General features: G+C 58.6%; 16 protein-coding genes and 1 tRNA gene. 11 read left to right on the top strand and 6 right to left on the bottom strand.

Annotation, left to right across the window (positions count from 1 at the left end; translation table 11 throughout):
• Positions 1 to 97: 97 nt before the first annotated feature.
• Positions 98 to 3,640 (bottom strand): chromosome segregation protein SMC, encoded by a 3,543-nt coding sequence (smc, locus tag QY316_00825; GenBank protein WKZ32981.1) that lies wholly within the window; start codon positions 3,638 to 3,640, stop codon positions 98 to 100.
• 303 nt (positions 3,641 to 3,943) lie between these two features.
• Here smc and QY316_00820 point away from each other — a divergent pair, with 303 nt between their 5' ends.
• Entirely contained in the window at positions 3,944 to 4,468 is a 525-nt protein-coding gene (locus tag QY316_00820; protein ID WKZ32980.1) for a hypothetical protein, read from the top strand.
• A gap of 94 nt (positions 4,469 to 4,562) precedes the next feature.
• On the opposite strand, the gene QY316_00815 is transcribed toward QY316_00820, so the two are convergent.
• The gene (locus QY316_00815) at positions 4,563 to 9,173 is read right to left on the bottom strand and encodes a LysM peptidoglycan-binding domain-containing protein (GenBank protein WKZ32979.1); all 4,611 of its coding nucleotides are present in this window, start codon (positions 9,171 to 9,173) and stop codon (positions 4,563 to 4,565) included.
• 339 nt (positions 9,174 to 9,512) lie between these two features.
• Here QY316_00815 and aroD point away from each other — a divergent pair, with 339 nt between their 5' ends.
• The 8 genes from aroD to QY316_00775 all read left to right on the top strand — a co-directional run bounded on the left by aroD (position 9,513) and on the right by QY316_00775 (position 17,973).
• Complete coding sequence (gene aroD / locus QY316_00810) at positions 9,513 to 10,205, top strand: type I 3-dehydroquinate dehydratase (GenBank protein WKZ32978.1); 693 nt, start codon at positions 9,513 to 9,515, stop codon at positions 10,203 to 10,205.
• Positions 10,206 to 10,652: 447 nt separating this feature from the next.
• Entirely contained in the window at positions 10,653 to 11,660 is a 1,008-nt protein-coding gene (gene gap / locus QY316_00805; GenBank protein ID WKZ34134.1) for a type I glyceraldehyde-3-phosphate dehydrogenase, read from the top strand.
• Between the two features lie 76 nt (positions 11,661 to 11,736).
• Complete coding sequence (locus QY316_00800; GenBank protein WKZ32977.1) at positions 11,737 to 12,954, top strand: phosphoglycerate kinase; 1,218 nt, start codon at positions 11,737 to 11,739, stop codon at positions 12,952 to 12,954.
• A 114-nt stretch (positions 12,955 to 13,068) separates the two neighbouring features.
• Positions 13,069 to 13,824 carry a triose-phosphate isomerase gene (gene tpiA / locus QY316_00795; GenBank protein ID WKZ32976.1) on the top strand — a complete coding sequence of 252 codons (756 nt, stop codon included), beginning with the start codon at positions 13,069 to 13,071 and terminating at the stop codon, positions 13,822 to 13,824.
• Positions 13,825 to 13,978: 154 nt separating this feature from the next.
• The gene (secG, locus tag QY316_00790) at positions 13,979 to 14,311 is read left to right on the top strand and encodes a preprotein translocase subunit SecG (protein WKZ32975.1); all 333 of its coding nucleotides are present in this window, start codon (positions 13,979 to 13,981) and stop codon (positions 14,309 to 14,311) included.
• A 138-nt stretch (positions 14,312 to 14,449) separates the two neighbouring features.
• Positions 14,450 to 14,534: transfer RNA gene (locus tag QY316_00785), tRNA-Leu, on the top strand.
• 495 nt (positions 14,535 to 15,029) lie between these two features.
• Entirely contained in the window at positions 15,030 to 17,150 is a 2,121-nt protein-coding gene (locus QY316_00780) for an acyltransferase family protein (protein ID WKZ32974.1), read from the top strand.
• A gap of 214 nt (positions 17,151 to 17,364) precedes the next feature.
• Positions 17,365 to 17,973 carry a M15 family metallopeptidase gene (locus QY316_00775; protein ID WKZ32973.1) on the top strand — a complete coding sequence of 203 codons (609 nt, stop codon included), beginning with the start codon at positions 17,365 to 17,367 and terminating at the stop codon, positions 17,971 to 17,973.
• A gap of 70 nt (positions 17,974 to 18,043) precedes the next feature.
• On the opposite strand, the gene bfr is transcribed toward QY316_00775, so the two are convergent.
• The 4 genes from bfr to QY316_00755 all read right to left on the bottom strand — a co-directional run bounded on the left by bfr (position 18,044) and on the right by QY316_00755 (position 20,821).
• A complete protein-coding gene (gene bfr / locus QY316_00770) occupies positions 18,044 to 18,523 on the bottom strand; it encodes a bacterioferritin (GenBank protein ID WKZ32972.1) in 480 nt (159 codons plus the stop codon).
• 87 nt (positions 18,524 to 18,610) lie between these two features.
• The gene (locus QY316_00765) at positions 18,611 to 18,793 is read right to left on the bottom strand and encodes a hypothetical protein (protein ID WKZ32971.1); all 183 of its coding nucleotides are present in this window, start codon (positions 18,791 to 18,793) and stop codon (positions 18,611 to 18,613) included.
• 186 nt (positions 18,794 to 18,979) lie between these two features.
• Positions 18,980 to 19,789, bottom strand: coding sequence for an undecaprenyl-diphosphate phosphatase (locus QY316_00760; GenBank protein ID WKZ32970.1), 810 nt, complete (start codon positions 19,787 to 19,789; stop codon positions 18,980 to 18,982).
• 3 nt (positions 19,790 to 19,792) lie between these two features.
• Positions 19,793 to 20,821, bottom strand: coding sequence for a tetratricopeptide repeat protein (locus QY316_00755; GenBank protein WKZ32969.1), 1,029 nt, complete (start codon positions 20,819 to 20,821; stop codon positions 19,793 to 19,795).
• A gap of 105 nt (positions 20,822 to 20,926) precedes the next feature.
• Here QY316_00755 and QY316_00750 point away from each other — a divergent pair, with 105 nt between their 5' ends.
• Positions 20,927 to 22,660: an NAD+ synthase gene (locus QY316_00750; protein WKZ32968.1), complete on the top strand. Its 1,734-nt coding sequence runs from the start codon at positions 20,927 to 20,929 to the stop codon at positions 22,658 to 22,660.
• Positions 22,638 to 23,981: a glycerate kinase gene (locus QY316_00745; protein ID WKZ32967.1), complete on the top strand. Its 1,344-nt coding sequence runs from the start codon at positions 22,638 to 22,640 to the stop codon at positions 23,979 to 23,981. The genes QY316_00750 and QY316_00745 overlap by 23 nt, the downstream gene beginning before the upstream one ends.
• Position 23,982 lies beyond the last annotated feature (1 nt).

Below are 23,982 nucleotides of genomic sequence, written 5' to 3'. Positions count from 1 at the left end.
TCTTTTCTCTTCGCGTTACGGCCAATACGCTTTCAGGGCGGGTATGCCTGGACGGGGGCCGGTATGCATTCCTTCGCGCGCATGTCAGGCCTGGGTATCAGAACTTAAGCGTGATTACCTTCGAGACCCCGGGCTCCTGCATGGTGATGCCGTAGAGCGAGTCGGCCATCTCCATAGTCTTTTTATTGTGCGTTATGAGGAGGAACTGGCTTATCTTCGACATGTCCCTCACGAAGAGGTTGAACCTGTCGATGTTCGCGTCGTCAAGGGGCGCGTCCACCTCGTCAAGGAGGCAGAACGGGCTCGGCTTGATGAGGAATATGGCGAAGATGAGCGCGGTCGCGGTGAGGGCCTTCTCGCCGCCGGAAAGGAGCGTTATGTTCTGGAGCCTTTTGCCAGGCGGCTGGGCCACTATCTCGACCCCGGCCTCGAGTATGTCGGAATCGTCCGTGAGCCTTAGCTCCGCCCTGCCGCCGCTGAAGAACCTCGGGAAGGTCTCCTGGAACTTCGCGTTTATCTCGTCGAATGTGGTCTTGAACCTTTCGCGGGTGGTCCTGTTTATCCTCTGTATGGCGGTATGGAGGCTCTCGACGGATTTCGTCAGGTCGGCCTGCTGGTCGAGGAGGAACTGGTGCCTCCTCTCGAGGTCGTTGTACTCCTCGAGCGCCGAGAGGCTCACTTCCCCGAGGGAGGCTATCTTTTCGCGCATATCCGAGCGCTTCTCCTCGAGCTCCTCGACGCTCGGGATTGCCTCGCCCTCGGCTGGCCTGAACTCCCCGACCGCCGAAGAATACTTCTCGCGCATCCTCTCGATGAGGTTCGCGATGGCGAGCTCCTTTTCGCGTATCTCAATCGTCAGTTCGCCCTTGAGCTCGCCGAGCTCGGAATACCTGGCCTTTACTTCCTTGAGCTCGTGCTCGGCGGTCTTTATCTGGCCCGTTATGTTTTCGAGCGCCTCCGCCTTCTCAGTCTCTTCCTTCTTTATCTCGTCGACCTTTGCGAGCAGGCCTTCGAGCCGCTCCTTTATAAGGGCGAGCTCCTCTTTTTTCTCTTCCGCTTCAACGCGGCCCTTTTCGATGTCGGCCTGCCTGGACTGTATCCGAAGCCCGGTATCGCTTACCGCGCGCTCCTTCTCGGCAAGCGCCCTCTTTTGCGCCTCGAGGCGCTCTCTGGAGCTCGCAAGCCGCACCCTGGCCTCGGTCACTATGTTCGAGATCTCCTCTTTCCTTGCGGCGAGCGCGCCAATTTCATCCGAGAGGCCGCTGATGGAGCGCTCCTTTTCGGCAAGCTCCCGCTCGGTCCCTTCCAGCTCCGAAGAGAGCGAAGCCTTTCTTTCGGAAGTCCCGAGGAGCCTTTCCGCCGCCTGCGAGGACTCGGCCAGAAGCGTGCCCCGAAGGCGCCCGAGCCTCTCGATCTCGGTTTCCTCCCTCTTGAGCTCGCTCAGGAGGTTAACCTTTTCTATGTCCGCTGCATGGAGCCTTTCCCTTGAGCTTTCGAGGCGGGCGCCCTCTGACTGTATGGCCTCCTGGACGGAGCGCAGCGCCTCTTCAAGCGCGGCTATGGCCTTTTCAAGCTCCCCGGCCCTGGCCCGCACCTTCCTGGTCTCGTTCCTCCTCTGGAGGATGCCGCCGTCTGAGATGGCCCCTCCGCCCGTGATGACGCCCTGCGCGTCTACCATGTCGCCCTCGGGTGTTACGAAGGCGCGGAAGCCGCCGCTTTCCCTCCAGGCTGAGAGCGCGTCCTCAAGGCTGTCCGCGAGGAAGACGTCGCCGAGGAGATAGTTCACTATCTCCTCGTAGCCGTTCTTTATCTTCATCTCGGAGCCGAGCGCGCGGATATTCCCGGCGCCCCAGCCCTCTGCAGGCACAGGGCTCGCCACGGGGCGGGCGTCCCTTACAGGAACGAAGCTCCCCCTGCCGGCGCCCTTTGACCTCAGGTATTCTATGGCCTCGATGCCTTCCTTCGCGCTCTCGACCAGCACGTACTGGAGCTTGTCGGCAAGGACCGCCTCAACGGCCTTTTCGTATCCGGGGCTGGTCTCGATGCAGTCGGCTATGAGCCCGTAGACGCCTGACCTGTCCGCCCGCTGCATTATGGCCTTTGCCCCGCCCTTTACGCTCTCGAAATTCCTCTCCATCTCCTCGAGTGTGGCGAGCGTGGCGGATGCCTTGGAGTATTCGTCCCTGGCCCTCTGGGTTTCGTTGCTTTTTGCGGCCCGCTCGGATTCGAGGGATTCGAGCATGGACCTTATGGCCCCTATTTCAGCCTCTATCGCGCCTTTCCCGGATTCCGCCTCGGCTATGCGGGCCTTTAGCGCCCCAAGCGGGCCCTCCCTGGACGCGAGCTCAATGGAGACGTTCTCAAGCTCTTTCCTCGAACGCGCTTCCCTTGCGCGAAGGTCCTCCTCCTCCCGGAGGCAGTTCTGGATGGCGTGCCTTGTCTCGGTGAGCCTCGTGGACAGCTTGAGAGATTCGGCCTTCAGCCCCGAGCGCGCCTCTTCCTTGCCCCTTAGCTCGGACGATACGCCTTCTAATGAAGACGAATGGCCGGCAAGGAGCCCTGATTCCGCCTCTATCTCGGAGCCCAGGGCCGACAGAGAAGCGGAAAGCGCCTCTATTTCAGCCGCCGCCGCGTCCCTTGCGCCTGAAAGCTCGCTTATTTCGGTTGAAAGGCGCTCCTCCGCCCTCTTGAGCTCCTCTACCCTCATTCCGGCGAGCGCGCTCTTCCTCTCCTCGTCCTGGATGGAGCGCTCAAGCCCGAAGGACCTCTCCCGTATGGCCTTGTACTCGCCCTCGACGCCGAGGAACTCGACCTTGAGCTCCTCCGCCTGCTCCTCTTTGGCAGTGGAGAGCGCCCCGAGCGATACCTCCTCGTCCTTTACTGCCTCAAGCCGCCTCATGAGGTCTGAAAGCTCGGCCTTCATCCTTGAATGCTCTATCGATGAAAGGAGGAGTTCCAGCTCCTTTAGCTCCTCCCGGAGCGCCTTGTACCTCTCGGCCTTCCTGGCCTGCCTGTTGAGCGAATTGAGCTGGCGCTTTACCTCGCTTATGATGTCGCTTACCCTGGTGAGGTTCTCCCTCGTTGATTCGAGCCTCCGGAGCGCCGCGTCCTTCTTGTGCTTGAACTTGTTTATGCCGGCCGCTTCCTCGAATACGCTTCTCCTGTCCTCGGGCTTGGCGCTTATGAGCCAGCCCACCTGCCCCTGCTCGATAATGGAGTACGCGCGGGTTCCTATGCCGGTATCGGTAAAGAGGTCTACTATGTCCCTGAGCCTCGACTGGACCCTGTTTACGTAATACTCGCTCTCGCCGGACCTGTAGAGGCGGCGCGATATCTCTATTTCGGAGAAGTTGGCGAAGTGCGCCGGCGCAAGCCCTTCCTCGTTCGAAAAGGTAAGGACGACCTCGGCCATGCCCAGGGGCTTTCTGGACTCCGAGCCGTTGAAGATAATGTCCTCCATCTGCTTGCCGCGAAGGTGCCGGGCGTTCTGCTCCCCCAGGACCCACCTGATGGCGTCCACTATGTTGCTCTTTCCGCAGCCGTTGGGGCCTATTATGCCGGAAGTGCCGGAAGGGAAATTCAGCGTGACCTTGTCAACGAAGGATTTAAAGCCGTGGATAGTGAGTTTTTTTATTTTCATCTTTCACCCGGGTTTGTAGCCGTGAATGGTAACAGAGTTTCTCATTCTTGTAAAGCGGAAAAATACAATACAAAGTGTTAATTTGAAAAGAGAAACACCATATATAGGGGTAGCGGAAAGGAGCGGCACAAAAAGGAGGAAGGGCCTGGATTTGAAGGACGCTCGCCGGAAGATGACCAATCGGCCCGGTCCGTACCGTCTTGGATGCGGATGCCATATCAGGCAGGAATAAGGAAGCCCTTCAACTCCGGATGGCTGTATTGAGCTATAATTTATTAAGGAACCGTAAAGGAGGTGTTTTTAATGAAGATAATCAAGGGTTTGGGAATAATGCCCATCCTTTTTGCGCTATTCCTGTCCGTTCCGGCGAGCGCCCAGCACCAGGACCCGGGCATGACGTCAAGAATAGAGCCGCCCTTCCAGGGGGCAGAGCCGTCCCCGCCGCTCGGCGGCGACCTTATCTTCGACTCTGGCGTGGTAGGCGAGGGCGAGGGCGTCTTTTACATGGGTACCCTTACCGGGATAGACCCCGAAAGGAACGAACTCGTCATGAAGACAGAGGTGCCGGGGCTCCTCGGGCCGCAGCTTGCGGACGTGCCGTTCCAGACCGGGCCGGACACCACTATAGGGGTATGCTTCAGGTCTGTCTTCAATTGCGAGTCCTTTTTCGCGGCTGAAAGGGGATGGGAGATACTCGCCAACATAGAAGAGATAGGCCCTATTGCCGAGGAAGACAAGAGGGTGCTCCTCATTGGCAACCCTGAGACGAACGAGGTCGTGCACGTACAGGTCCTCTACGGGACAGAGGACGAGGACATGGTCGGCTGATACCGCGTAAGGCTCTTTATGAAACTCATTTAATAAAAAAGGGGCTCGATTGAGCCCCCTTTTTTTCGTTATTTGCGGCCCCTCAGGGCCGTTTTCAGTTCAGCCAGTCTTCGAGCCAGGATTTCCTGTCGCCCTCGGACCACTTCTTCCAGTCACCTCTGAGCTTTGCCTTCCTGACAGCGTCCCTTGCCTCTTTCTCGCTTACGTTCTTCATGAATATCAATACGTTCCCCGGCTTTATGATATCGGGGTTTTTGAGCCTCGACACGTTATACCTGTAAAGGAGCGGCCATTTCCAGGGGTTCCCGTAGGAATCCTCTTTGGCGATCTTCCAGAGCGTGTCTCCCTTCTTAACTATGTAGAAGCCTATGACGTCGTCGGCCTGCATGAGCCTGATGAGCTCATCGCTTTTTATGTCGCCTGACTTGAGCTTCCTTGCGATGCTCGTCCGGAGGTTTGCGAACTCGTCCTGGAGCTTCGCAAGCCCGGCCGGGTCCATGCCCGACCTTGAAACGAGCTCCGTCTCCTTGCTGAGCCTGGAGATCTCGAGCTCGAGACGCTTGCGCGCGTCCGTTTCACTGGCGAGCCTTTCCCTTGTCTCGGCAAGCGCCTTTTCAAGCTCCGACATTGCCGCCTTCCGCGCGCCCTCGGAGGTCTCCATGTCTCTTAAGCGCGCTTCCATCACGCGCCTGGATTCGACCTCACGGCCAAGCCGGGCTTCCAGCTCCGCTTTTGCGGCATTGAGCTCCGTGAACGAGGCCTCATTGGCCTCCCTCGACGCAATCGCTTCCCTGAGCTGGGCCTCCAGCGCGCTCCTTGCGGCAGCCTCCTGGCCGAGCTTCGTCTCGGTCTCCCGGGCCATGACCGTAAGCTCCTTTATCGCCGCCTCGCCCGCGCCCTTGGCCGCCTGGGCCTCGCGGAGGCGCGCCTCAAGCGAGCTCCGGGCCTCGGATTCCAGCCTGAGCATGGCCTCGGTTTCAAGCCTCGCCTTCCTCAGCTCATCAAAGGCCCTGGGGTCCGCGCCGCTTCCGCCGGCCTTGAGCTTTTCCTCAAGCTCGTTATTCCTTGCCTTAAGCTCCTCGACCATGAAACGTGCCGCCTCGGCCTCGGCAAGCGCCCCCTCGGCCTCCCGTATCCTCGTCTCGAGCTCGGAGTTCCTCTTGTTCAGGGTCTCAAGCAGGGGGGCCTGGTCGCCCGTCCTCGCAAGCGTCATCTCAGCTTCCTTGAGCATGGAGGCAAGCTCGGTATTCCTGCTGATTACGGCCTCGGCCTGCGCCCTTGCAGCTTCAGACTGCGCGAGCGCGAGCTCGGCCTTCTTAAGCCTCATCTCAAGCTCGGTATTGCGTTCTATGAGCTTCTGCGCGACATAGCTTGACGCCTTGCCCTGGAGGTTGGCAAGTCCGGCCTCCTTGAGCTTCTGCTCGAGCTCCGAATTTTTAACTATGAGCTCCTTTGCGACCTCGCCGGCGGCCTCTGCCCTGGCAAGCGCGGTATTCGTCTCCTTGAGCCTTTCCTCGAGGTCCCGGTTCCTGGCCTCCAGGTCGATATTCAGGGCGCCGAGCCTCGCGAGCTCGGCCTTCGAGGCCTCCTCCGACTTAACGCGGGCCTCTTCGGCCTTGGCGAGCTTCTCCTCAAGCGCGGCCGTCCGGCCCCCGAGCTCTCGCTCTTCCGCTTCCAGCCTGGCGGCTTCAGCGGACGCGAGCCTTCTCGCTTCATCGAGCTCGCCCATAAGCGCTGCCTCTTTCTCCCTTTGAGATTCGAGTTCGCTACGGAGCGAGGCCGCTGCCTGGGCCTCCTGAGACGCCTTGTTCACCGCAAGCTCATTCTCCTTCCTGAGGAGCGCGGAATCCTTTTCGAGCGCGGCGAGGGCCTCTGCTACGGCTTTCGCGGCATCATCTGATCTCATGCGCGCCGCTACCGCCTCCGCAAGCCTCGTCTCAAGCTCCTTTATTCTCGTCGAGGGCTCTTCAACGGACGCAGGCGCTGTCTCAACCGGCACGGCGGCCAGCTCCTCTGTCCTCTCCCCCGGTCCGACCCCGGCCTTTCTCGTCTCGTCAAGCTCGTTCCTGAGCGCGGCAATTGCCTGGGCCTTATGGGCAGCGTCATTTACCGCAAGCTCTCTCTCGTCTCTGAGCCTTGCGGCCTCCCTTTCGAGCGCCACGATCGACTCAAGGCCGGCCTTTGCGGCCTCTTCTGATTTCACGCGGGCCGCTTCCGCGGCCGCGAGCTTCTCTTCAAGGGCCGCGGCCCTGGCTGCCAGCCCTTCCCTCTCTGTCTCCTTTTTCAGAAGCGCCTCTCTGGAGACGGCTTCCAGACTCTCGAATTCAGCCTTGAGCCCTGCCTCTGCCCCACGGGCTTCTTTAAGCTCCTCCTTGAGGAGGGCCAGCGCCTTTGCCCCCTCGGACTCGTTCTTCCTAATAAGCTCTGCCTCGCCCTGTGTCCTGGCCATCTCCTCGCGAAGCGTGGAAATGGAAGCCATGCTCTCTTCGAGCCTTACCCTGGCCTCGTCCCTTGACCTCTCGAGCTCTGCTATTATGAGGTTCGCGGCCTCGGTCTCTTTCCTTGCGGAGACGGCTTCCTCTTCCGCCGCCCTTGCTTCCCTCCTGGCCTTTTCCAGCTCCTCTTCCATCGAGGCCGTAACATCGGTATCAGCGGGTTCCGCGAGGGACTTCTCGCTTACCGCGTCCATCGAGGCCCTTGCCGAAATGAGAGCCTCTTCCGCCTCCTTGAGCCTGGCCTCGAGCTGGTCCTTCGCCTCCTTTTCGCGCGAGAGCTTGAGCTCGGCCTCGGCCCGGACCTCTTCGTGCCGGCGAAGCGAAGCCTCCATGGACTTTTTCGCGGTCTCAAGCTCCGCGTATTTGGCTTCCAGCGCCGCGCCCCTGGCCGCCTCTTCCCGGGCGCTCTTCTTCGCAATCTCGGCCTCTTCCAAAGCCGCCCTGACACTGTCGGATTCCTCTTTGCTGCCAAGGCCAGTCTCACTGGCAAGCTCGAGCCTTGCGTTCTCAAGCTCAGCAAGCCTCGCCTCTATCTCGCCCCTCAAGGCCGCCTCGGCCCTTCTCGATTCTTCGAGCTCTGACCGGAGCGCCTCTATCGTATCGGCCTGGCCGGAAATCTCGCCGGCCATGAGCTCGCGGTCGGCGTTAATACTCTTGAGCTCATCCTCAAGCTCCGAGAGCGCCGCCCTGGCCTCGTCCCTTGACTTCTCAAGTTCCGCGACCTTTGCAAACGCTTCCTCGGCCCCCTTACCGCCGGACGGCCCTGCGGCTACAGTCGTCTCCGGTCCGGGAGCGGGCTCCCCGGCACCTTCCGCCGAAGCAACGGCCGCTTTCAATTGCTCCTCTGCCTCGGCGAGCCTCGCCTCGATGGCCTCCTTCTCCTTGAGCGCATTTTCGAGCTTAAGCTCTTCCTCTTTCTTAAGGGTTTCCTGCTCGCGAAGAGTCGCCTCAAAAGCCTGGCTTATCTTCTCGGTCTCGGCGAGCCTTATCTCGAGCTCCGCGCTCCTTTTCCCGGCCTCCTCTGCCTGCTTGAGCGCGAGCTCCGCCTGGCCAAGGGCCTCGGCTGCCTTCGCCGTCTCGACCTCGAGCCGCGCCCTTATTTCGGCCTCCGCATTGGCCTTGGCCTGAATGGCTGCGGCGTTAAGGGAGGCGAGCTCCCTTTTGAGCCCGGCCTCCGACTCCCGCGCCATTTCGAGCTCCTGGCGTAGAGAGGCGATCACCTCTTCCTTTTGAGCGGAATCTGTTTTGAGCTGGTCTCTTTCGGCGGTGAGCGAGCCGACCTCGCCCTCGAGCCTGGTCAGTGCCGCAAGGCTCTCGTCGAGCCTTGCCCTGGCCTCGTCTCTCGCGCTTTCGAGGTCGGCGATGAGCCGGTCATCTTTTGGGGTTGCGGGAGCCGTGGGGGATGCGGACCTTTCCGCGGCCGCTTCCCGGGCTGCTATGGCTGGTTCAGGCTTTGCTGGCGAAGCCTCTTCAAGCGCTGTTTCCTTTACGGCCTCGGCCTGGGCCCGCGCCGCCGCAAGGGCCTCTTCAGACTCCTTGAGCATGGCTTCCATGGAGTCCCTGGCCTCTTTTTCCTGGGCAAGGCGGCGCTCTGCGTCCATCCTCGCGAACTCGTGCTGCTGGAGGCGGGCCTCCATTTCCTTCCCGGCCTTTTCAAGCTCCTTGAGCCTTGATTCCAGCTCGCCGGCTCGCGCAGCCGACTCCTGCGCCTTTGCCCTGGCAAGCTCGGCCTGGGTCCAGGCGTCCTCGGCCTTTTTCCTGGCCCCCTCCTCAAGCTTGAGCTTCATCTCAGCCTCAAGCCTCTTCCTGGCCTCCTCGACGGCGTTCAATCTTTCTTCGAGGCTCGCGATCTCCTGTTTCGTCCTGGCCTCAATTTCTGACCTGATCTTTTCTCTTTCCTGCTCTATATCGACGGTAGCGCCCGCCTTCTCGAGCATCCTCCTCTGGCGCTCCTCTTGCGCGAGCGCCCTCTCTACCTTCCTCTTTTCAGCGACCTCGGCCTTTAGCTTGCTCTCTATGTCCTTCAGGGCCTCGGCGTCCTGTGCGAACTTTATCTTGGCCTTCTTTATCTCTTCCTCGAGCTGCTTCTCCTTGGCGCCCCTCTCCTTCATGGAGAGCTCGAGCCTGTTCTTCTCCTTGTCTCCAGAGACCCAGGAGACGGCAACGGAAAAGACGAGAAAAAGACCGAGTACTATGCCTACGCCGCCCATCTAAACTCCGAATGCGTTTGGAATCGGTTCAAGCCAGAAAAAAATTGTTCCGGTAGCGGGATTATACCTCGGGAACTTGCGATTTTCAATAGTGCGGGGCAAAAAAAGCCGCCGAAAACATGACTGGGACAGAGCGGCCCCGAATACAATCCGGAGGATATTATCAAACCATAAAATTAAATCTTGGAAATGGTTTACATTAAAAAAATTTTCTATCCCGCCAGTGACTTCCGGAAAGTTGCTTTATCCTTGACTTCCAGCCTTCTTTTAAGTAAACGTATACCGATTCACATGTTCCGGCCAGCCGCTCTTCAATAATTTGTTTAAAGGATATCAGCCATGTCTTCCAGGGGCCTTGGAAAGGCCAGGACTGCCGCCGTCATTACAGGAGGGGCAAACGATTCCGCGGCAAGGAAAGCTGTCTCGGGCGGGGCGGGCCTCATCGAGGCCCGGGTCGACACCTTCCGCTCGCTCGACCCCGGCCCTGTCTCTTCTTCGATCAAAAGATTGAAAAAAATCACAGGGTTGCCCGTCATACTCACCATAAGGAGCAGGGCGGAGGGCGGAACGGCCCGCCTGACCGAAAGTGAACGGCTCGAATTATTCAGGGCGCTTATACCTTACGCGGATTACGTCGACATAGAGGCCCGCTCAAGCGGGATCTTCAAAGATGTGGTAAAATCTGCCAAAGGAAAAAGAAAAAAGGTCATAGCATCCTATCATAACTTCAGGTCCACACCCGGGGATAAAAAGCTCAACGAAATCATCGAGTCAGGCCGCTCAGCGGGCGCTGATATAATAAAGCTCGCTACATTCGTGGGCTCGCCTGGGGATTTGAGGAGGCTTGCCCGGCTCCTTTTCGCCCATAAAGACCTGATCGTTATCGGCATGGGCGCCCTTGGGGCCGCCTCAAGGGTCTTTTTCCCCATGATAGGCTCCCTTGTGACGTACGGGTCGGTCTCAAGGAAGACGGCCCCGGGCCAGCTCTCGCTTGGGGCCCTGAAAAAGGAATTCGAGCGTTACGGTTTTTGAGCGTGCGGCGGCGCCTGAAGGAATCATTCAAGGCAACCTCATAAAAAAATTAGGGTTTTTCCCGCAGTCAAGGAAGGCCGGGGATAAAAAGCGGAGCATATTATTATAATATGCGAGCATCTTTATTCCCATAACTACCTGGAATCCGGGGAAAAGAACAATTTTCAGAGGTTGCCTAACAGGGTGCTGAAAAACTCAAAATCATGCAGACTGCTCAAAAAGCTCAAGATGCAAGGAGTCGAAAAATGAGGAATGGGGCGTACTATTTTGTACGCCGGAGTGTCCAAGTTTGAAGACGACACAGCAGATTGGGCTTTTTCAGCAGCCTGCTAAAGTATTCGCATGTGCCGTCCGATTGACATTATAAGCCTGTTGAATTAAGATACGTCTTCGCTCGGAATTTTCTCCCCTGAGGGGGTAAAATATGACGGCTTATGGAGGTAAATGATGGTTAGGGTCGCGATAAACGGGTTCGGACGCATCGGGAGGAATATACTCAGGGCCTCCCTCGGCAATCTCGACAAAATAGACTTCGTCTGCATAAACGACGTCACGGACGCCCCTACCCTCGCCCATCTACTGAAATACGACTCCGTTTTCGGCAGGATTCCCGCCGAGATATCCGTCAAGGGCAGCTCGCTCATACTGAACGGCAAGGAAATAAAAGTTACCGCCGAAAGGGACCCCGCAAAACTCCCCTGGAAGGAGCTGAAGGTAGATATCGCGCTCGAGTGCACCGGACTTTTCACCAACCGGGACAAGGCTGAGGCGCACATTGCTGCCGGGGCCAAAAAGGTCATCATATCCGCGCCTGCAAAGAACGAAGACATAACCATATGCCTCGGGGTTAACCACGAGAGCTATGACCCCGGGAAGCACAACATTATCTCCAACGCCTCCTGCACGACAAACTGCCTTGCGCCGGTGGCAAAGGTGCTTAACGACAAGTTCGGCATCGTAAAGGGCCTCATGACCACAGTCCACGCCTACACCAACGACCAGAAGATCCTTGACCTGCCGCACAAGGACCTCCGGAGGGCCAGGGCCGCCGCGCTTTCGATGATACCGACGTCCACGGGCGCCGCGAAGGCCGTCTCGCTCGTGCTTCCCGAGCTCAAGGGGAAGCTCGACGGCATGGCCATAAGGGTGCCTGTCCCTACGGTATCGGTCGTGGACCTTACCGCCGAGCTATCGAAGGCGGCTACCGCTGACGAGATAAACTCCGCTTTCCTCGAGGCCTCCAACTCGACCCTTAAAGGCGTGCTCGAGTATACCGAGGAGCTACTCGTATCGGTTGATTTCAAGGGCAACCCCCATTCCTCCATATTCGACGCACAGTCCACCAAGGTCATCGGCGAAAAGATGGTCAAGGTCCTGGCCTGGTACGACAACGAATGGGGCTTCTCCTGCAGGATGCGGGACGTGGTGCTCTATATGGCCGGCAAGGGCCTTTGATCCTCGGCGGCGCGATATCTGCTGCACTCTTGACGATTCGAACGGACATATTGTCTCCAGCGGCTGGAGGTGGGTTTTGAACCAGGGGCTCAAATACATTGACGAGATCAATCTCAGGGGCAAAAGGGTCCTCATAAGGGTGGACTTCAACGTCCCGCTCGACGAGAACCAGAACATAAGGGAAGACACCCGGATACGGGGCGTACTCCCCACCATAAACTACGCCCTGGACGAGAACGCAAAGGTCATACTGGCCTCTCACCTCGGCCGCCCCAAGGGGAAGAGGGTCCCTGAGATGAGCCTTACGCCGGTGGCCAAGAGGCTCGGCAGGCTCCTTGAAAAGGACGTTGCAATGGCCCCGGACTGCGTGGGCGACGAGACGAAAAAGATGGTGGACGCGATGAGCCCCGGGGACGTCCTCCTCCTTGAAAACCTCCGCTTCCACCCCGAGGAGGAGAAGAACGACCAGGGCTTCGGCAAGAAGCTCGCCGGGCTCGCCGACGTCTACATAAACGACGCATTCGCGATGGCCCACAGGGCGCACGCCTCGAACGTGGCCATAACCAACTTCGTAAAAGAGGCAGGGGCCGGGTTCCTCATGAAAAAGGAGCTCACCTATTTCAGCATGGCCCTTGAAAAGCCCACTAGGCCGCTCGTGGCCATAATAGGGGGGAAAAAGGTCTCTGACAAGGTCGGAGTGCTCCTTTCGCTCTGCGACCGGGTCGACAAGCTCATAATCGGCGGCGGCATGGCGCTTACGTTCTTCAAGGCGCTCGGCTACGAGGTGGGAAGCTCCTTCGCCGAGGAAGACGCCCTGGATACAGCCAGGGAGGTCATTGAAAAGGCCCGCCAGAAGCACATCAAGCTTTTCATGCCAGTAGACTTCGTAGTGGCGGACAGGTTTGCAGCGGACGCGGAGACGAAGGTAGTCACCTACCAGGAGATTCCCAAGGGATGGATGGCGCTTGACATAGGCCCGGCCACCGTGACCCTCTTTACCGAGGCCATTCAGAACGCGAAGACCATAGTATGGAACGGCCCGATGGGCGTTTTCGAGATAGACGCCTTCAGCCGGGGCACCTTTGCGATGGTATCGAGCGTTGCCAGCACCTATGCAATGACCATAGTGGGCGGGGGCGATACCGACGTCGCCGTGCACAGGGCCGGGGAGTACGCCAAGATGAGCTACATTTCCACAGGCGGCGGCGCCTTCCTCGAGCTCCTGAAAGGCGCCGAGCTGCCGGGCATAGCGGCGCTCAGGCAGAAGAAGGAAAAGCCCAGGGCGGCAAACTGATTTATCCCTCCTCGCCTCGGCACGAGGCAGGGGGTATTCGCAAGCGATACGCGCCTGCAGGATGAACGCGGAAGAGGACAGGAAACCACTCCGAAAACTACCCGGGACTGCCGAATGCTGCCGCTAATTGCCGGAAACTGGAAGATGAACATGGACATTGACCAGGGGGCCGCCCTGGTCTTCAGGCTCAGGGACCTCCTCAGGAACGTCCATGCGGTCGAAATAGTAATAGCCCCCCCGTTTACATCCCTCCATCACCTGAACCACCTCCTTGCCGATAGCGACATCAAGCTCGCCGGCCAGGACCTCTTCTGGGAGAAGAGCGGGGCATATACCGGAGAGATATCCGGGGAGATGCTCAAGTCAACGGGATGCAAGTATGTGATAATCGGCCACTCGGAGCGCCGCCAGCTCTTCGGCGAGTCCGACGAGACCGTCAACAGGAAAGTCCTTGCCGCTTTGAGGCACGGGCTTAGGCCTATAGTCTGCGTGGGCGAAACGCTTGATGAGCGGGAGGCCGGGAAGACCCTCTCAAGGGTAAGGACGCAGGTTTCCGGCGCACTTTCGGGGCTAGCGGGCTCCGCGATGAAGGAGGTCACGATAGCCTACGAGCCGGTCTGGGCCATAGGCACCGGAAAGACGGCAAAGTCCCAGGAGGCCGAGGAGGTGCATAACTCCATACGCGAGCTCCTGCATGAGCTTTCTGACCGCGAGTCGGTCCGTAATGTCCGCATAATCTACGGGGGGTCCGTAAAGCCCGACAACATTGACGAGCTCATGGCCCAGCCGAACATCGATGGCGCGCTCGTGGGGGGCGCTAGCCTCAAGGCCGAGGACTTCGCCCGGATAGTCGGCTTCCAGCCGCTCTGATACAGCCGCCCGGTTTCCCCGGGGACAGCCCCTTCGCAGCTTCCGCAATCTTCCCTCTTGCTTTTTCCTTTCGGTATGGTTAAAATACCTATTTTAAGGGCAAAACCTGCGCCCGTTAGGCCGTAAGCGCATTCGGGCATTCCGGAGGATTCTGGTGTTTACTGTTCTCCTCATAATACATATTCTTGTTAGCATCGTTATGATAGGGGCCGTGCTCCTGCAGGTCGGGAAGGGGGCTTCCATAGGCTCCACATTCGGCGGCTCGTCTTCCTCGTCCCAGACGATCTTCGGGAGCGCCGGGCCGGCGACAATGCTCGCCAAGATAACATACGCGTGCGCTGCGACCTTCATGCTGACCTCGCTTGCCCTGACTTACATGTCCGGGAAAGACCGGACCAGGTCGATAATGGACGATGTGCCGGCCGCGACCGCGCCGGCAGCCCCGCCTGAAACGCCTTCTACACAGCCGGGCACGCCCGCAGAGTAGGAAAGGGGATTAATCCCTTGACTGGCATCAGGGCTTCATGTTAATTTTTCAGCTACCGATGGGCGCATCGGGACAGGAGTAAGACGCTTCTAAAAGGGCCCGCAAAGGCCTTTTTTTAGTCTTAAAGTCCCTCTGAAAGCCGAAGTGGTGGAATTGGCAGACACGCTATCTTGAGGGGGTAGTGGGGAAACCCGTGGGGGTTCGAGTCCCCCCTTCGGCACCAAATTGAGGGGTTTGGTCAAAAAAAGACCAAGCCCCTTATTTTTTTGCGACGGTAGGACTCGAACAGCGCTTTTGCGCCGAGCGGACGCGAGGAAGAGGCCTTTCGGGAGAAAGGCCGGAAGGCGCGCGGGTCAGAGCGAGATGCGGGAGCATCGAGCGGCGGCCTTCGAGTCCCCCCTTCGGCACCAAATTAAAAAAACCGGCTTCGGCCGGTTTTTTTAATTTCGATATCAAGTTGGCGGGACTCGAACAGTTTGCGAGCGCCGAGCGGATGCGAGGATGAGCGCCATCGGGAGATGGCGCGTAAGCGAGCAAACGCGGGGCAGAGCGAACGGCCGGGCGCCGGACGGAGCCCTTAAAGTCCCGCCGCTTTAAGTCTTTCAAAAACATTTTTACTTTCTTCAATTCAATGTGATCATATCCGACGCGGTCGAGCGGCATAAGATCCCGTCCCATCGCCTTTTGCATCCCCTCCGGCCTCTGCTAAGCTTTAATAATGGCGAACGACAGCGGAGGCGCGGAAAGAAAAGACCATCTCGTCTGGCCGGACGTGCTCAAAATAGCCGCGGTTTACGCGGTCATCGTTATCCATACCGCAGCCCCGTATCTCCTGCTTGGGGAAGCCGGCAGCCTTTACCGCTGGTGGGCGGGCAATATCTACGATTCGATTTCCAGATGGTGCATCCCCGTCTTCGTAATGCTTAGCGGTTTTTTTCTCATAGGCAACTACCGGGATGAGAAGCTCGGGAGCTTTTTCATGAGGAGGTTCTCCAGGGTCCTCGTCCCCCTTCTCATATGGAGCTTGATTTACTTCCTCTGGAGGATATACGCGAACAACGAAGACCTCTCCTTTTCCTATTTTATCCCCATGCTCCTCAAGGAGCCCGTCTATTACCACCTGTGGTTCATGTACCTCATTTTAGGCCTCTACATCCTTACCCCCGTTATCGGCCTTTACGCAAGGGGCACTCGCCAGCGCCACCTCTGGTATTATCTGGCCTTGTGGGTTGCGCTTGCCCCGGGCCTCACCTTTATCGATACCTGGTGCGGGGTAGCGACCTATCTCACTCCGGACGCCGGGAATTCCGTATTCAACTTCGTCGGGTATTTCGCGCTGGGATGGATGCTCAAGGACCTCAAGCTAACGCCCTTGAAAAAATCCCTCTTCCTCCTGCTTTTCCTTTTCGGCCTTTTCATAACCGCCTACGGCACGTATATCGCGAGTGTTATAAAAAACAACGGCCAATTCAGCGGCATATTTTACGAATACTTCAGCTTCAGCGTCCTTCTTATGTCCGTCTCCATATATGTTCTGGTAAAGGGCCTTCGGCTTTCGGTCCTCTCCGGCAATCCCGGCTATCTCAGGAAGCTCATCCGCCTGACCGCGGCCTGCGTGCCAGGAATCTATCTCGTGCACGCCATATTCATCGCCGTTGCCAAAAGGGGGATGCTTGGCTTCAGGTTCACGCCGGACCTGATGGACCCCTTCATAGGCATCCCCGTATTCGCGCTGGGCATATTCCTCGCGTCCCTCTCGGTGGTCATGGCCATCAAGGTCCTGCCGCTCGTCAAATACACGGTCCCGGCTGTCCTCATCCTTGTCACAGTCTTAAACCCGGTACTTTACGCGGCGGAAGAGACGGGCCTTATCGAAAAGGAAGAATTCAAGACCCTGACCCGCCTTGCCAAAACGCCACTCAGGGGCATGCCGGAGCGGGATGCCTGGAAAAAGGCCGTCCCCCAGGTCTCTATGGTTTCAATCGAGTCCAGCCACGACTGGACCAGCCAGCCTGCCCTTTTTTATGATTCAGGCTCGCCCCGGAAAAAGCCGCTACTCATAGTCCTCCACAGCTGGAGCGAGGACTACCTCCAGTCCTTCGGCATACCATACGGGCTCTGGGCCGTAAAAAACGACTGGGTCTTTATCCAGCCCGATTTCAGGGGCGCCTTCACAAACCCGCTCTCAACCGCCTCTGAACCGGCGGTCAAAGATATCCTGGACGCGCTCGCATATGCCGAGAGGAGCGCCCGCATCGATGAGTCGCGCATATACCTGGCGGGCTTTTCGGGCGGCGGCATGGCGGCCCTCCTGATGGCCGGGAGGTTCCCGGAAAAATGGGCAGGGGTCGTTGCCTGGGGCGCCGTATACGACCTTGTGGACTGGTACGCGCATACCAGGAACGCCACCCACGACTACTCAAGCCAGATAGCAAGCTCCTGCGGCGGGCCGCCGCTCTCCGGCACCGCGCACGAGGCTGAATGCCGGAGGCGCAGCCCCAGCACATACCTTGAAAACGCGAGGGGCAAGGTCCCGGTCTATATTGCCGTAGGGTCTGAAGACAAGTTCGTTCCGCCCGCGCATTCGCTACGCGCCTTCAACGACCTTGCAGACGAGGAAGACCGTTTTTCCGAGGAAGAAATAGAGTACGTCTCAAGGCGGCACGCGCTCCCTTCAGGGCTGGGAGGCGTCGCATATTCAGACCGCCTTTACGAGGACGCGGGCGTGCCGTTCCTCTATGAAAGGGAATCGGAGAGCGCGGTAGTGAAGATCTACAAGGGCAGCCATGACGTCGTCTACAACGCGGGCCTTGCCTGGCTTGCGGGTCAGAAGAGATAAGCTCACGGCCCCACGGTACCCGCATCCTTCCCGGCGCACAAACCTCTGGAAATATTGGAAGAAATCTGGTTTACTCTTATTCCAGAAAGGGTCTTCATTGGTTTCTTTCCGTTTCCATCTTTTCCCGGCCTTGCTCGCGCTTTCGCTCGTTCCTCTTTTCCCCCATTCTGCTGCACAGGCTGAAAGCGATCCACTGGCCCAGGCAGCCGGTGAGATGCTTCCTTTTTCCGAAGCCGCCCTCGTGCCGCTCGGTTTCGTTGACGTCCAGGCGCTCGACCCCCATATCAGGGTGGAGCTCAAGTACGCTTCCGAGGACAATTTCATGCGCGAGGCCGTATACGGCGGCTTGAAGAGGGCCTATTTGCGGGAAGAGGCGGCAGTAAAGCTCGCCCTCGCGAACAAATATCTCAGGGAAATGAGACCGGAGCTTACGCTCCTTGTGGCAGACGCGCTCCGTCCCAGGAGGGTATCCCAAATGATGTGGACCCGCCTTTCAAGGAGCCCCATGCAGCGCTACGTGGCAGACCCGAGCAGGGGCTCGATCCACAACTACGGCTTTGCCGTGGACATAACCATTTGCGACATGGAGGGGAACAGGCTCGACATGGGCACGCCTATAGATTATTTCGGGGAGCTCGCCGAGCCCCGCTTCGAGGAGAGGTTCTTGAAGGAAGGAAAGCTTACTGAAGAGCAGCTATCAAACCGGAGGCTCCTCCGGAAGGTGATGTACGCCGCGGGTTTTCAGGGGATCCCGATAGAATGGTGGCATTTCGAGGCGCTCGACAAGAAATTCATACGCAAAACCTATCAGATAGTAGAGTAGCTCGGTATCCGAAGAAAAAGAAACGGCCCATGCGGGCCGTTTCTTTAAATCGTCTATTCCCGGTGCTGCTTCAGGACTCCTCTTTTTTAAGCTGCTCGCTCAGGTAGTTCTCAAGCCCCACCTGCCTTATTGCCTCGAGCTGGGTCTCAAGCCAGTCTATCTGCTCCTCTGCCTCTTCGAGCATCTCTTCGAGCTTGTGCCTGGTATTGTTGTCCCCCGCGGCTGTACACTTAGCTATGGCCTTGTTGAGAGACACGGCCGAGTCCTGCTCCTTCTTGAGGTCGAGCTTAAGCTGTTCCGGGACCGTCTCCCCCACGAGCACGTCCCCGAGCCTCTGCATGTTAGGCACGCCTTCGAGGTACAGTATGTGCTCGATTATCCTTTCGGCATGCTTCATCTCCCGTATCGACTCGGTCCTTATCTTTTTGTAGAGCCTCTCATAGCCCCAGTTGCGGCACATCTCCGCGTGCACGAAATACTGGTTTACCTTTGTGAGCTCTGAGGTAAGGATGTCGTTCAGCATATCCAGTATACCTTCTTTTGCCTTCACCTCGGAACGCCTCCTTCAAAGAAAGATTTACCCACTCGGGTTTTCTGGACAATCATATCAAAACCGCGGATAACGTCAAGCCGGGGCTCAGACCCCGGCCTGTGCGCCCGACGCGAGCTCGGCGATCGATTGGATATTACGCACGCATTTGCCGCAGCACCCGTCCTTGTCTATCCCGAGGCAAGAGGCAAGCTCGTCAGCGGACATATCCGGGCGGCAGACGCTCCTTACGGCCGAAGTCGTTATTCCCTTGCAGAGGCAAATATACATGGCGCTCCACCCCCTTTTTGAAAATAATAATCATTTTCATTTGGATTGTCAAGCTGGATCTGCTCTGCAATCGGATTTTTCCTTATTGAAGACGCGCGCATGCGAGGGCGGGCGGCCCGGTTTTCCCAGCAGGAACAGGCGCTTGGCTTATTCTAGTCTGACTTTTTTTGTGGAAGCCAGCCGCCCTCAGAACGCGCCGTATGCGTATGCGAGTATCAGCGCGCCGAGTCCAACCCTGTAGACCACGAAGGGGAGCATGGACGAGCGGGAGATGAGCTTAAGAAAATAATGTATGGCGAGATAGGCCGAGGCAAAGGCGACAACAAAGCCCGCGATGAGGGCGGGCCAGGGCGCCTCATATCCCGCGCCTGCCACTTCGGCGCCCTCGCGCGCGCCGGCAAGGGCGCCCACGATGATCGCCAGCAGGAACGAGAACCGGGCTGCGGCGGTCCGAGAAAGCCCGGCAAATAGCCCGGCCGTGATCGTAATGCCCGAGCGGCTGGTCCCGGGTATGAGCGCGAGCGCCTGCGCAAGGCCCACCAGGATCGCCTCCTTCCAGCCTATCCCTTCTATCTCGGTCTTCCCCGGCCTCCTGTCCGCGGCCCAGAGCACGAGCCCCCATATTACCGAGGACCAGCCTATGACCTCGAAGGTACGGAGGTCATGCGCTATGATGTCGTGGGCGAACGCCCCGGCGAGCAATACGGGAACGGTCGCGGCAATCGCCATCCACGCGAGCGCGCCCTCGTGGTTCCCCTTAAGGGTCCGCTCCGAGAGGCTCCTGCCGAAACCCATTGAAATGCAGATAATGTCTCTCCTGAAGTACACGACTACCGCGAGCCAGGTCGCGGTATTCAACGAGACGTCGAAGGGGAGGCCCTGGTCCGGCCATCCTGTAAAGAGCGGCACCATGATGAGGTGCGCCGTCGATGATATTGGGAGGAATTCGGTTATGCCCTGGACCAGAGCGAGCACAAGGGCCTGGGTTATGTCCATCTTCTACGCAAGATTGAGGGGTATCGCCCCCGGCTCCTTCATTCCGGCCTGGATGAGCGATTTGGCGTAGCGCGCCTCCACCCCGAGGCCGAGGGCCTCGGCCCTCTTGAGGGCCGTATTGAACGCGCGCAATCCCTTTTTAGGGTCTTTTTTGAAATCAAGCTCTCCGATGGAGATAAGGCAATAGATAAGCCCTCTCCTGTCTTTCGTTTCCCTGAATAGCGACCAGGCCTCCTCGAAATCCCTGAGCGCCTCCCTGTCCCTTCCGAGCATCTGAAGGGCCGTTCCCTCGCCCCATAACGTATAGGCGTAGCTCACCTTGTCGCCGATCCTCTTATAGTTCTCCCGGGCCTTCCTGAAGAACTTGAGAGACCCCGGGAAGTCCCCGTTCATGCGCATTGAGTTTGCTATGCCGCAGTACGAGTACGCGACCCCGAACGTGTCCTTAAGCTCCCTGAAGAGGGCGTTCGCCTCGCTATAATACCTGAAAGACGCTTTGAAGTCGCCTGACACCCTCGACGCGCCGCCGAGGCCGGTAAGGCAGTAGCCGACACCGCTCCTGTCCTTGAGGCGCGTAAAGCCTTTCCTGGCCTCCTTGAAGCCTGCAATCGCGGCCTTGAGGTCGCCCTTCAAGCGGAGCGCCCCTGCCCTTGCCCACAGCGTGAACGCGGCCCCTGCCCTGTCGCCAAGTTTTTCATAGGCCTTGAGCGCCCTGTTGAATATGGCAAGCGACTCTTTCACCTCGCCGGTTGCGCGTAGACTCAGGCCCAGCCCCACCATAGCGTCAAGCGCCCTTTCCTCGTCGCCGAGGGCGAGAAGGAGTTTCCGCGACTCGGCATAGCACTTCCCCGCCCTGGTGAACTCGCCGACCATCCTGTAGGTGTCGCCGAGCGAAAAATAGCAGGCGCTCTTCAGCTCGTCGTCGAGCCCGGCCAGCCTCCTTGCCTCGAGGTAAAGGGGGATTGCCTCCAGGAACCTGGAAACAGACCTTTTCCGCTCGGCCTTGTCGAATATGGAGTAAGGGTTGCCCATCGGAATGGTGATTATAGACCTCCGGGGAGCGATTGTAAAGGAGAGAGCGCCCGCGGCCCATCCTTCTCCTTTACACGGAAAACCCCTTTTGATAATCTTCTACCCATGCGCAATCTCAGGCTCGCCATGGCCCAGATAAACCCGGTGGTCGGGGACATCGGAGGCAACGCCAAAAAGATCCTCTCGTACGCGGAAAAGGCCAGGAAGGCCGGCGCTGCGCTCGTCCTTTTCCCTGAGCTCGCCCTTACCGGCTATCCGCCGGAGGACCTCCTCCTTAAGCCCCGCTTCATAGACGATAACCTCGCGGCCATCGAAAGCCTCGCCAGAAAAATACGCGGCATAACCGCCGTCGTCGGCTTTGTGGACAGGGAGGCCGGGCTCTACAACGCGGCGGCACTGGTGCACAAAGGCCAGGTTTCGGCGGTCTACCACAAGATGCATCTCCCGAACTACGGCGTCTTCGACGAGGAGCGCTATTTCCGTGCCGGGAAGACCCCCTTGAACTTCGTCCTTAACGGCATAACCTTCGGCCTCGAGATTTGCGAGGACATCTGGTTCCCGGAAGGGCCCGCGAGGGCGCAGGCGCTCGCTGGAGCAGAGGTCATCGTGAACATAAACGCCTCACCATACCACATGGGAAAGCCGCTCATAAGGGAGGATCTTTTAAAGGCCCGCTCAACGGACAACACCGCCATCATAGCCTACAACAACACTGTTGGCGGACAGGACGAGCTCGTCTTTGACGGAGCCGGAATGGTGGTAAACGAGAAAGGCGAGGTCATCGCAAGGGGCAAGCCCTTTCAAGAGGACCTCGTCATTGCCGACCTGGACGCGGACACGGTATCAGCGGCCCGCCTTGAACGCAGAAAAAGGATTAAGGCCGGGAAGAGGGGCTCACCCGTCGTCAGGACCATAGACCTCGGGAACGGCAAGGCCAAAGCGAACCTCGGCCTGCCGAAGCGGAAGCCCCTGATAATAGAAGAGAAGGAGGAGGTCCTCAAGGCGCTCGTACTCGGCACCCGGGATTATCTCCGGAAGAACGGGTTCAGGCACGCGGTAATAGGCCTGAGCGGCGGGATAGATTCGTCTCTCGTGGCCTGCGTTGCCGGGCTCGCGCTCGGAAAAGAGAACGTCACGGGCGTTCTCATGCCTTCCAGGTATACTTCTAATGAGAGCATCGAAGACGCGAAGCTCCTTGCCCGGAACATCGGGATGAAGACCCTTACCATACCCATAGAGAAGCCCTTCAAGGCCTATCTCGAGACCATGAGGGACGCCTTCAGGGGGACGAGGCCCAACGAGGCAGAGGAAAACATGCAGGCCAGGATACGCGGAAATATCCTCATGGCCTTGAGCAACAAATTCGGCTGGCTTGTGCTTACGACGGGAAATAAGAGCGAGATGAGCGTGGGCTATGCGACCCTCTACGGCGACATGGCAGGGGGGTTCGCGGTCATAAAGGACCTTCCCAAGACGCTCGTATACAAGGTGTCGGGAAAGATAAACGAGCTTGAAGGCAGGGAGGTCATTCCCGAGCGGGTCTTTACAAAAGTGCCGACCGCGGAGCTACGGCCAAACCAGACCGACCAGGACACGCTCCCACCCTATGACGTGCTCGACAGGGTCCTCAAGGCCTATGTTGAAGAGGACCGCTCCATAGAGGAAATAGCGGCCCTGGGCTTTGAAATGAAGCTTGTAAGGAAGGTGGCCCGCATGGTCGACCGGAGCGAATACAAAAGGCGGCAGGCCCCGCCAGGCATAAAGATAACCCCGAGGGCCCTCGGCAAGGACAGGCGCATGCCTATTACGAACCGCTATGAGAACGGCGGCAGATATTAAGGCACCTCTGAGGAAGATATTCGAGGCGGCGGTCAGGGCCGCCTCGCCTTACGCGGCAGTCCGTGAAAACCTCCGCTTAGCCCGTTCAGCCGGTAAATCAGTCCTCAAAATAAAAAACACTTCGATCGGCCTCGAAAAAGGGGGCAGGATCTTTGTCATAGGCGCGGGCAAGGGCGCGCCTGCGATGGCCCGGGCAGTGGAGGGCATCCTCGGCAAGAGGATTTCCGGCGGCCTCGTCGTGACCAAGTACGGCCACTCGCTTCCGCTTAAGAGCATGGACGTCGTGGAGGCGGGCCATCCCATACCCGACCGTAACGGTATACGGGCTGCGGAGAGGATTATCAGGATAGCCGAAGACGCGGGCGAGGGCGACCTCGTCCTGTTCCTCCTTACCGGGGGCGCTTCGGCATTGCTCCCGGCGCCGGCAGGGGGGATTACCCTCAAGGAGAAGCAGGCCGTATCGAGGCTTCTCATAAATTCCGGTGCCTCGATTAACGAGATAAACGCTGTACGTAAACACCTCTCGCGATTGAAGGGCGGACGCCTCGCCGAGCTTGCGTGGCCCGCGCGAGTCCTCACACTCATCATCTCGGACGTAGTCGGCAGCGACCTCTCTTCGATCGGCTCTGGGCCGACAGCGCCCGACCCCTCGACTTTCGGGGACTGTATCCGCATAATCGGGAAATACGGCCTGAAAGAGAAAGTACCTGCAAACGCGCTCAAGCTCCTCAATGGCGGCGCAAAAGGCGATGAAGCCGAGACGCCCAAGCCCGGCCACAAGGCGTTCAGCCGTACAGCAAATATCGTCCTTGCCGACAACTTAACGGCCCTTCTGGCTGCAAAGGAGAAGGCCGCCTTGCTGGGCTATCGCCCTCTCATACTATCTTCAACGGCGACCGGCAATACGCGCGAAGCGGCCCGTCTCTTCTCGTCGGTACTCATGGAAATTAAGAGGTCCGGTAACCCGGCAAGGCCGCCCGTCTGCCTCCTCATGGGCGGGGAGACGACCCTGAAGGTGGCCGGAAAGGGGAAGGGCGGAAGAAACCAGGAGTTCGCGTTGAGCGCGGCCCTCGCGCTTGGCGGCGAAGAGGGGATATACATCCTCTCGGCGGGCACGGACGGCACTGACGGCCCGACAGACGCCGCAGGGGCATTTGCCCTTCCAGGGACGCTAAAAAAGGCCTCGGCCCTCGGCCTCGACCCTGCGGACTTCCTCTCCCGGAACGATTCCTATAATTTCTTTAAACCTCTGGGCGGTCTTTTCATGACCGGGCCGACCGGCACGAACGTTATGGACATCGCAATCGGGATTTCGGAATAGA

This window comes from Thermodesulfobacteriota bacterium, from assembly GCA_030583865.1.
Classification (GTDB): Bacteria; Desulfobacterota; GWC2-55-46; order GWC2-55-46; family GWC2-55-46; genus UBA5799.
The sequence above is the reverse complement of the archived record's forward strand: the minus strand, read 5'-3'. Positions and strand labels throughout refer to the sequence as shown.

Bases quoted from the DNA above. Each gene is read 5' to 3' on its own strand.
- smc (WKZ32981.1), bottom strand. From the start codon at position 3,640: ATGAAAATAAAAAAACTCACTATCCACGGCTTTAAATCCTTCGTTGAC.
- QY316_00820 (WKZ32980.1), top strand. From the start codon at position 3,944: ATGAAGATAATCAAGGGTTTGGGAATAATGCCCATCCTTTTTGCGCTA.
- QY316_00815 (WKZ32979.1), bottom strand. From the start codon at position 9,173: ATGGGCGGCGTAGGCATAGTACTCGGTCTTTTTCTCGTCTTTTCCGTT.
- aroD (WKZ32978.1), top strand. From the start codon at position 9,513: ATGTCTTCCAGGGGCCTTGGAAAGGCCAGGACTGCCGCCGTCATTACA.
- gap (WKZ34134.1), top strand. From the start codon at position 10,653: ATGGTTAGGGTCGCGATAAACGGGTTCGGACGCATCGGGAGGAATATA.
- tpiA (WKZ32976.1), top strand. From the start codon at position 13,069: ATGCTGCCGCTAATTGCCGGAAACTGGAAGATGAACATGGACATTGAC.
- QY316_00780 (WKZ32974.1), top strand. From the start codon at position 15,030: ATGGCGAACGACAGCGGAGGCGCGGAAAGAAAAGACCATCTCGTCTGG.
- QY316_00775 (WKZ32973.1), top strand. From the start codon at position 17,365: ATGCTTCCTTTTTCCGAAGCCGCCCTCGTGCCGCTCGGTTTCGTTGAC.
- QY316_00765 (WKZ32971.1), bottom strand. From the start codon at position 18,793: ATGTATATTTGCCTCTGCAAGGGAATAACGACTTCGGCCGTAAGGAGC.
- QY316_00760 (WKZ32970.1), bottom strand. From the start codon at position 19,789: ATGGACATAACCCAGGCCCTTGTGCTCGCTCTGGTCCAGGGCATAACC.
- QY316_00755 (WKZ32969.1), bottom strand. From the start codon at position 20,821: ATGGGCAACCCTTACTCCATATTCGACAAGGCCGAGCGGAAAAGGTCT.
- QY316_00750 (WKZ32968.1), top strand. From the start codon at position 20,927: ATGCGCAATCTCAGGCTCGCCATGGCCCAGATAAACCCGGTGGTCGGG.
- QY316_00745 (WKZ32967.1), top strand. From the start codon at position 22,638: ATGAGAACGGCGGCAGATATTAAGGCACCTCTGAGGAAGATATTCGAG.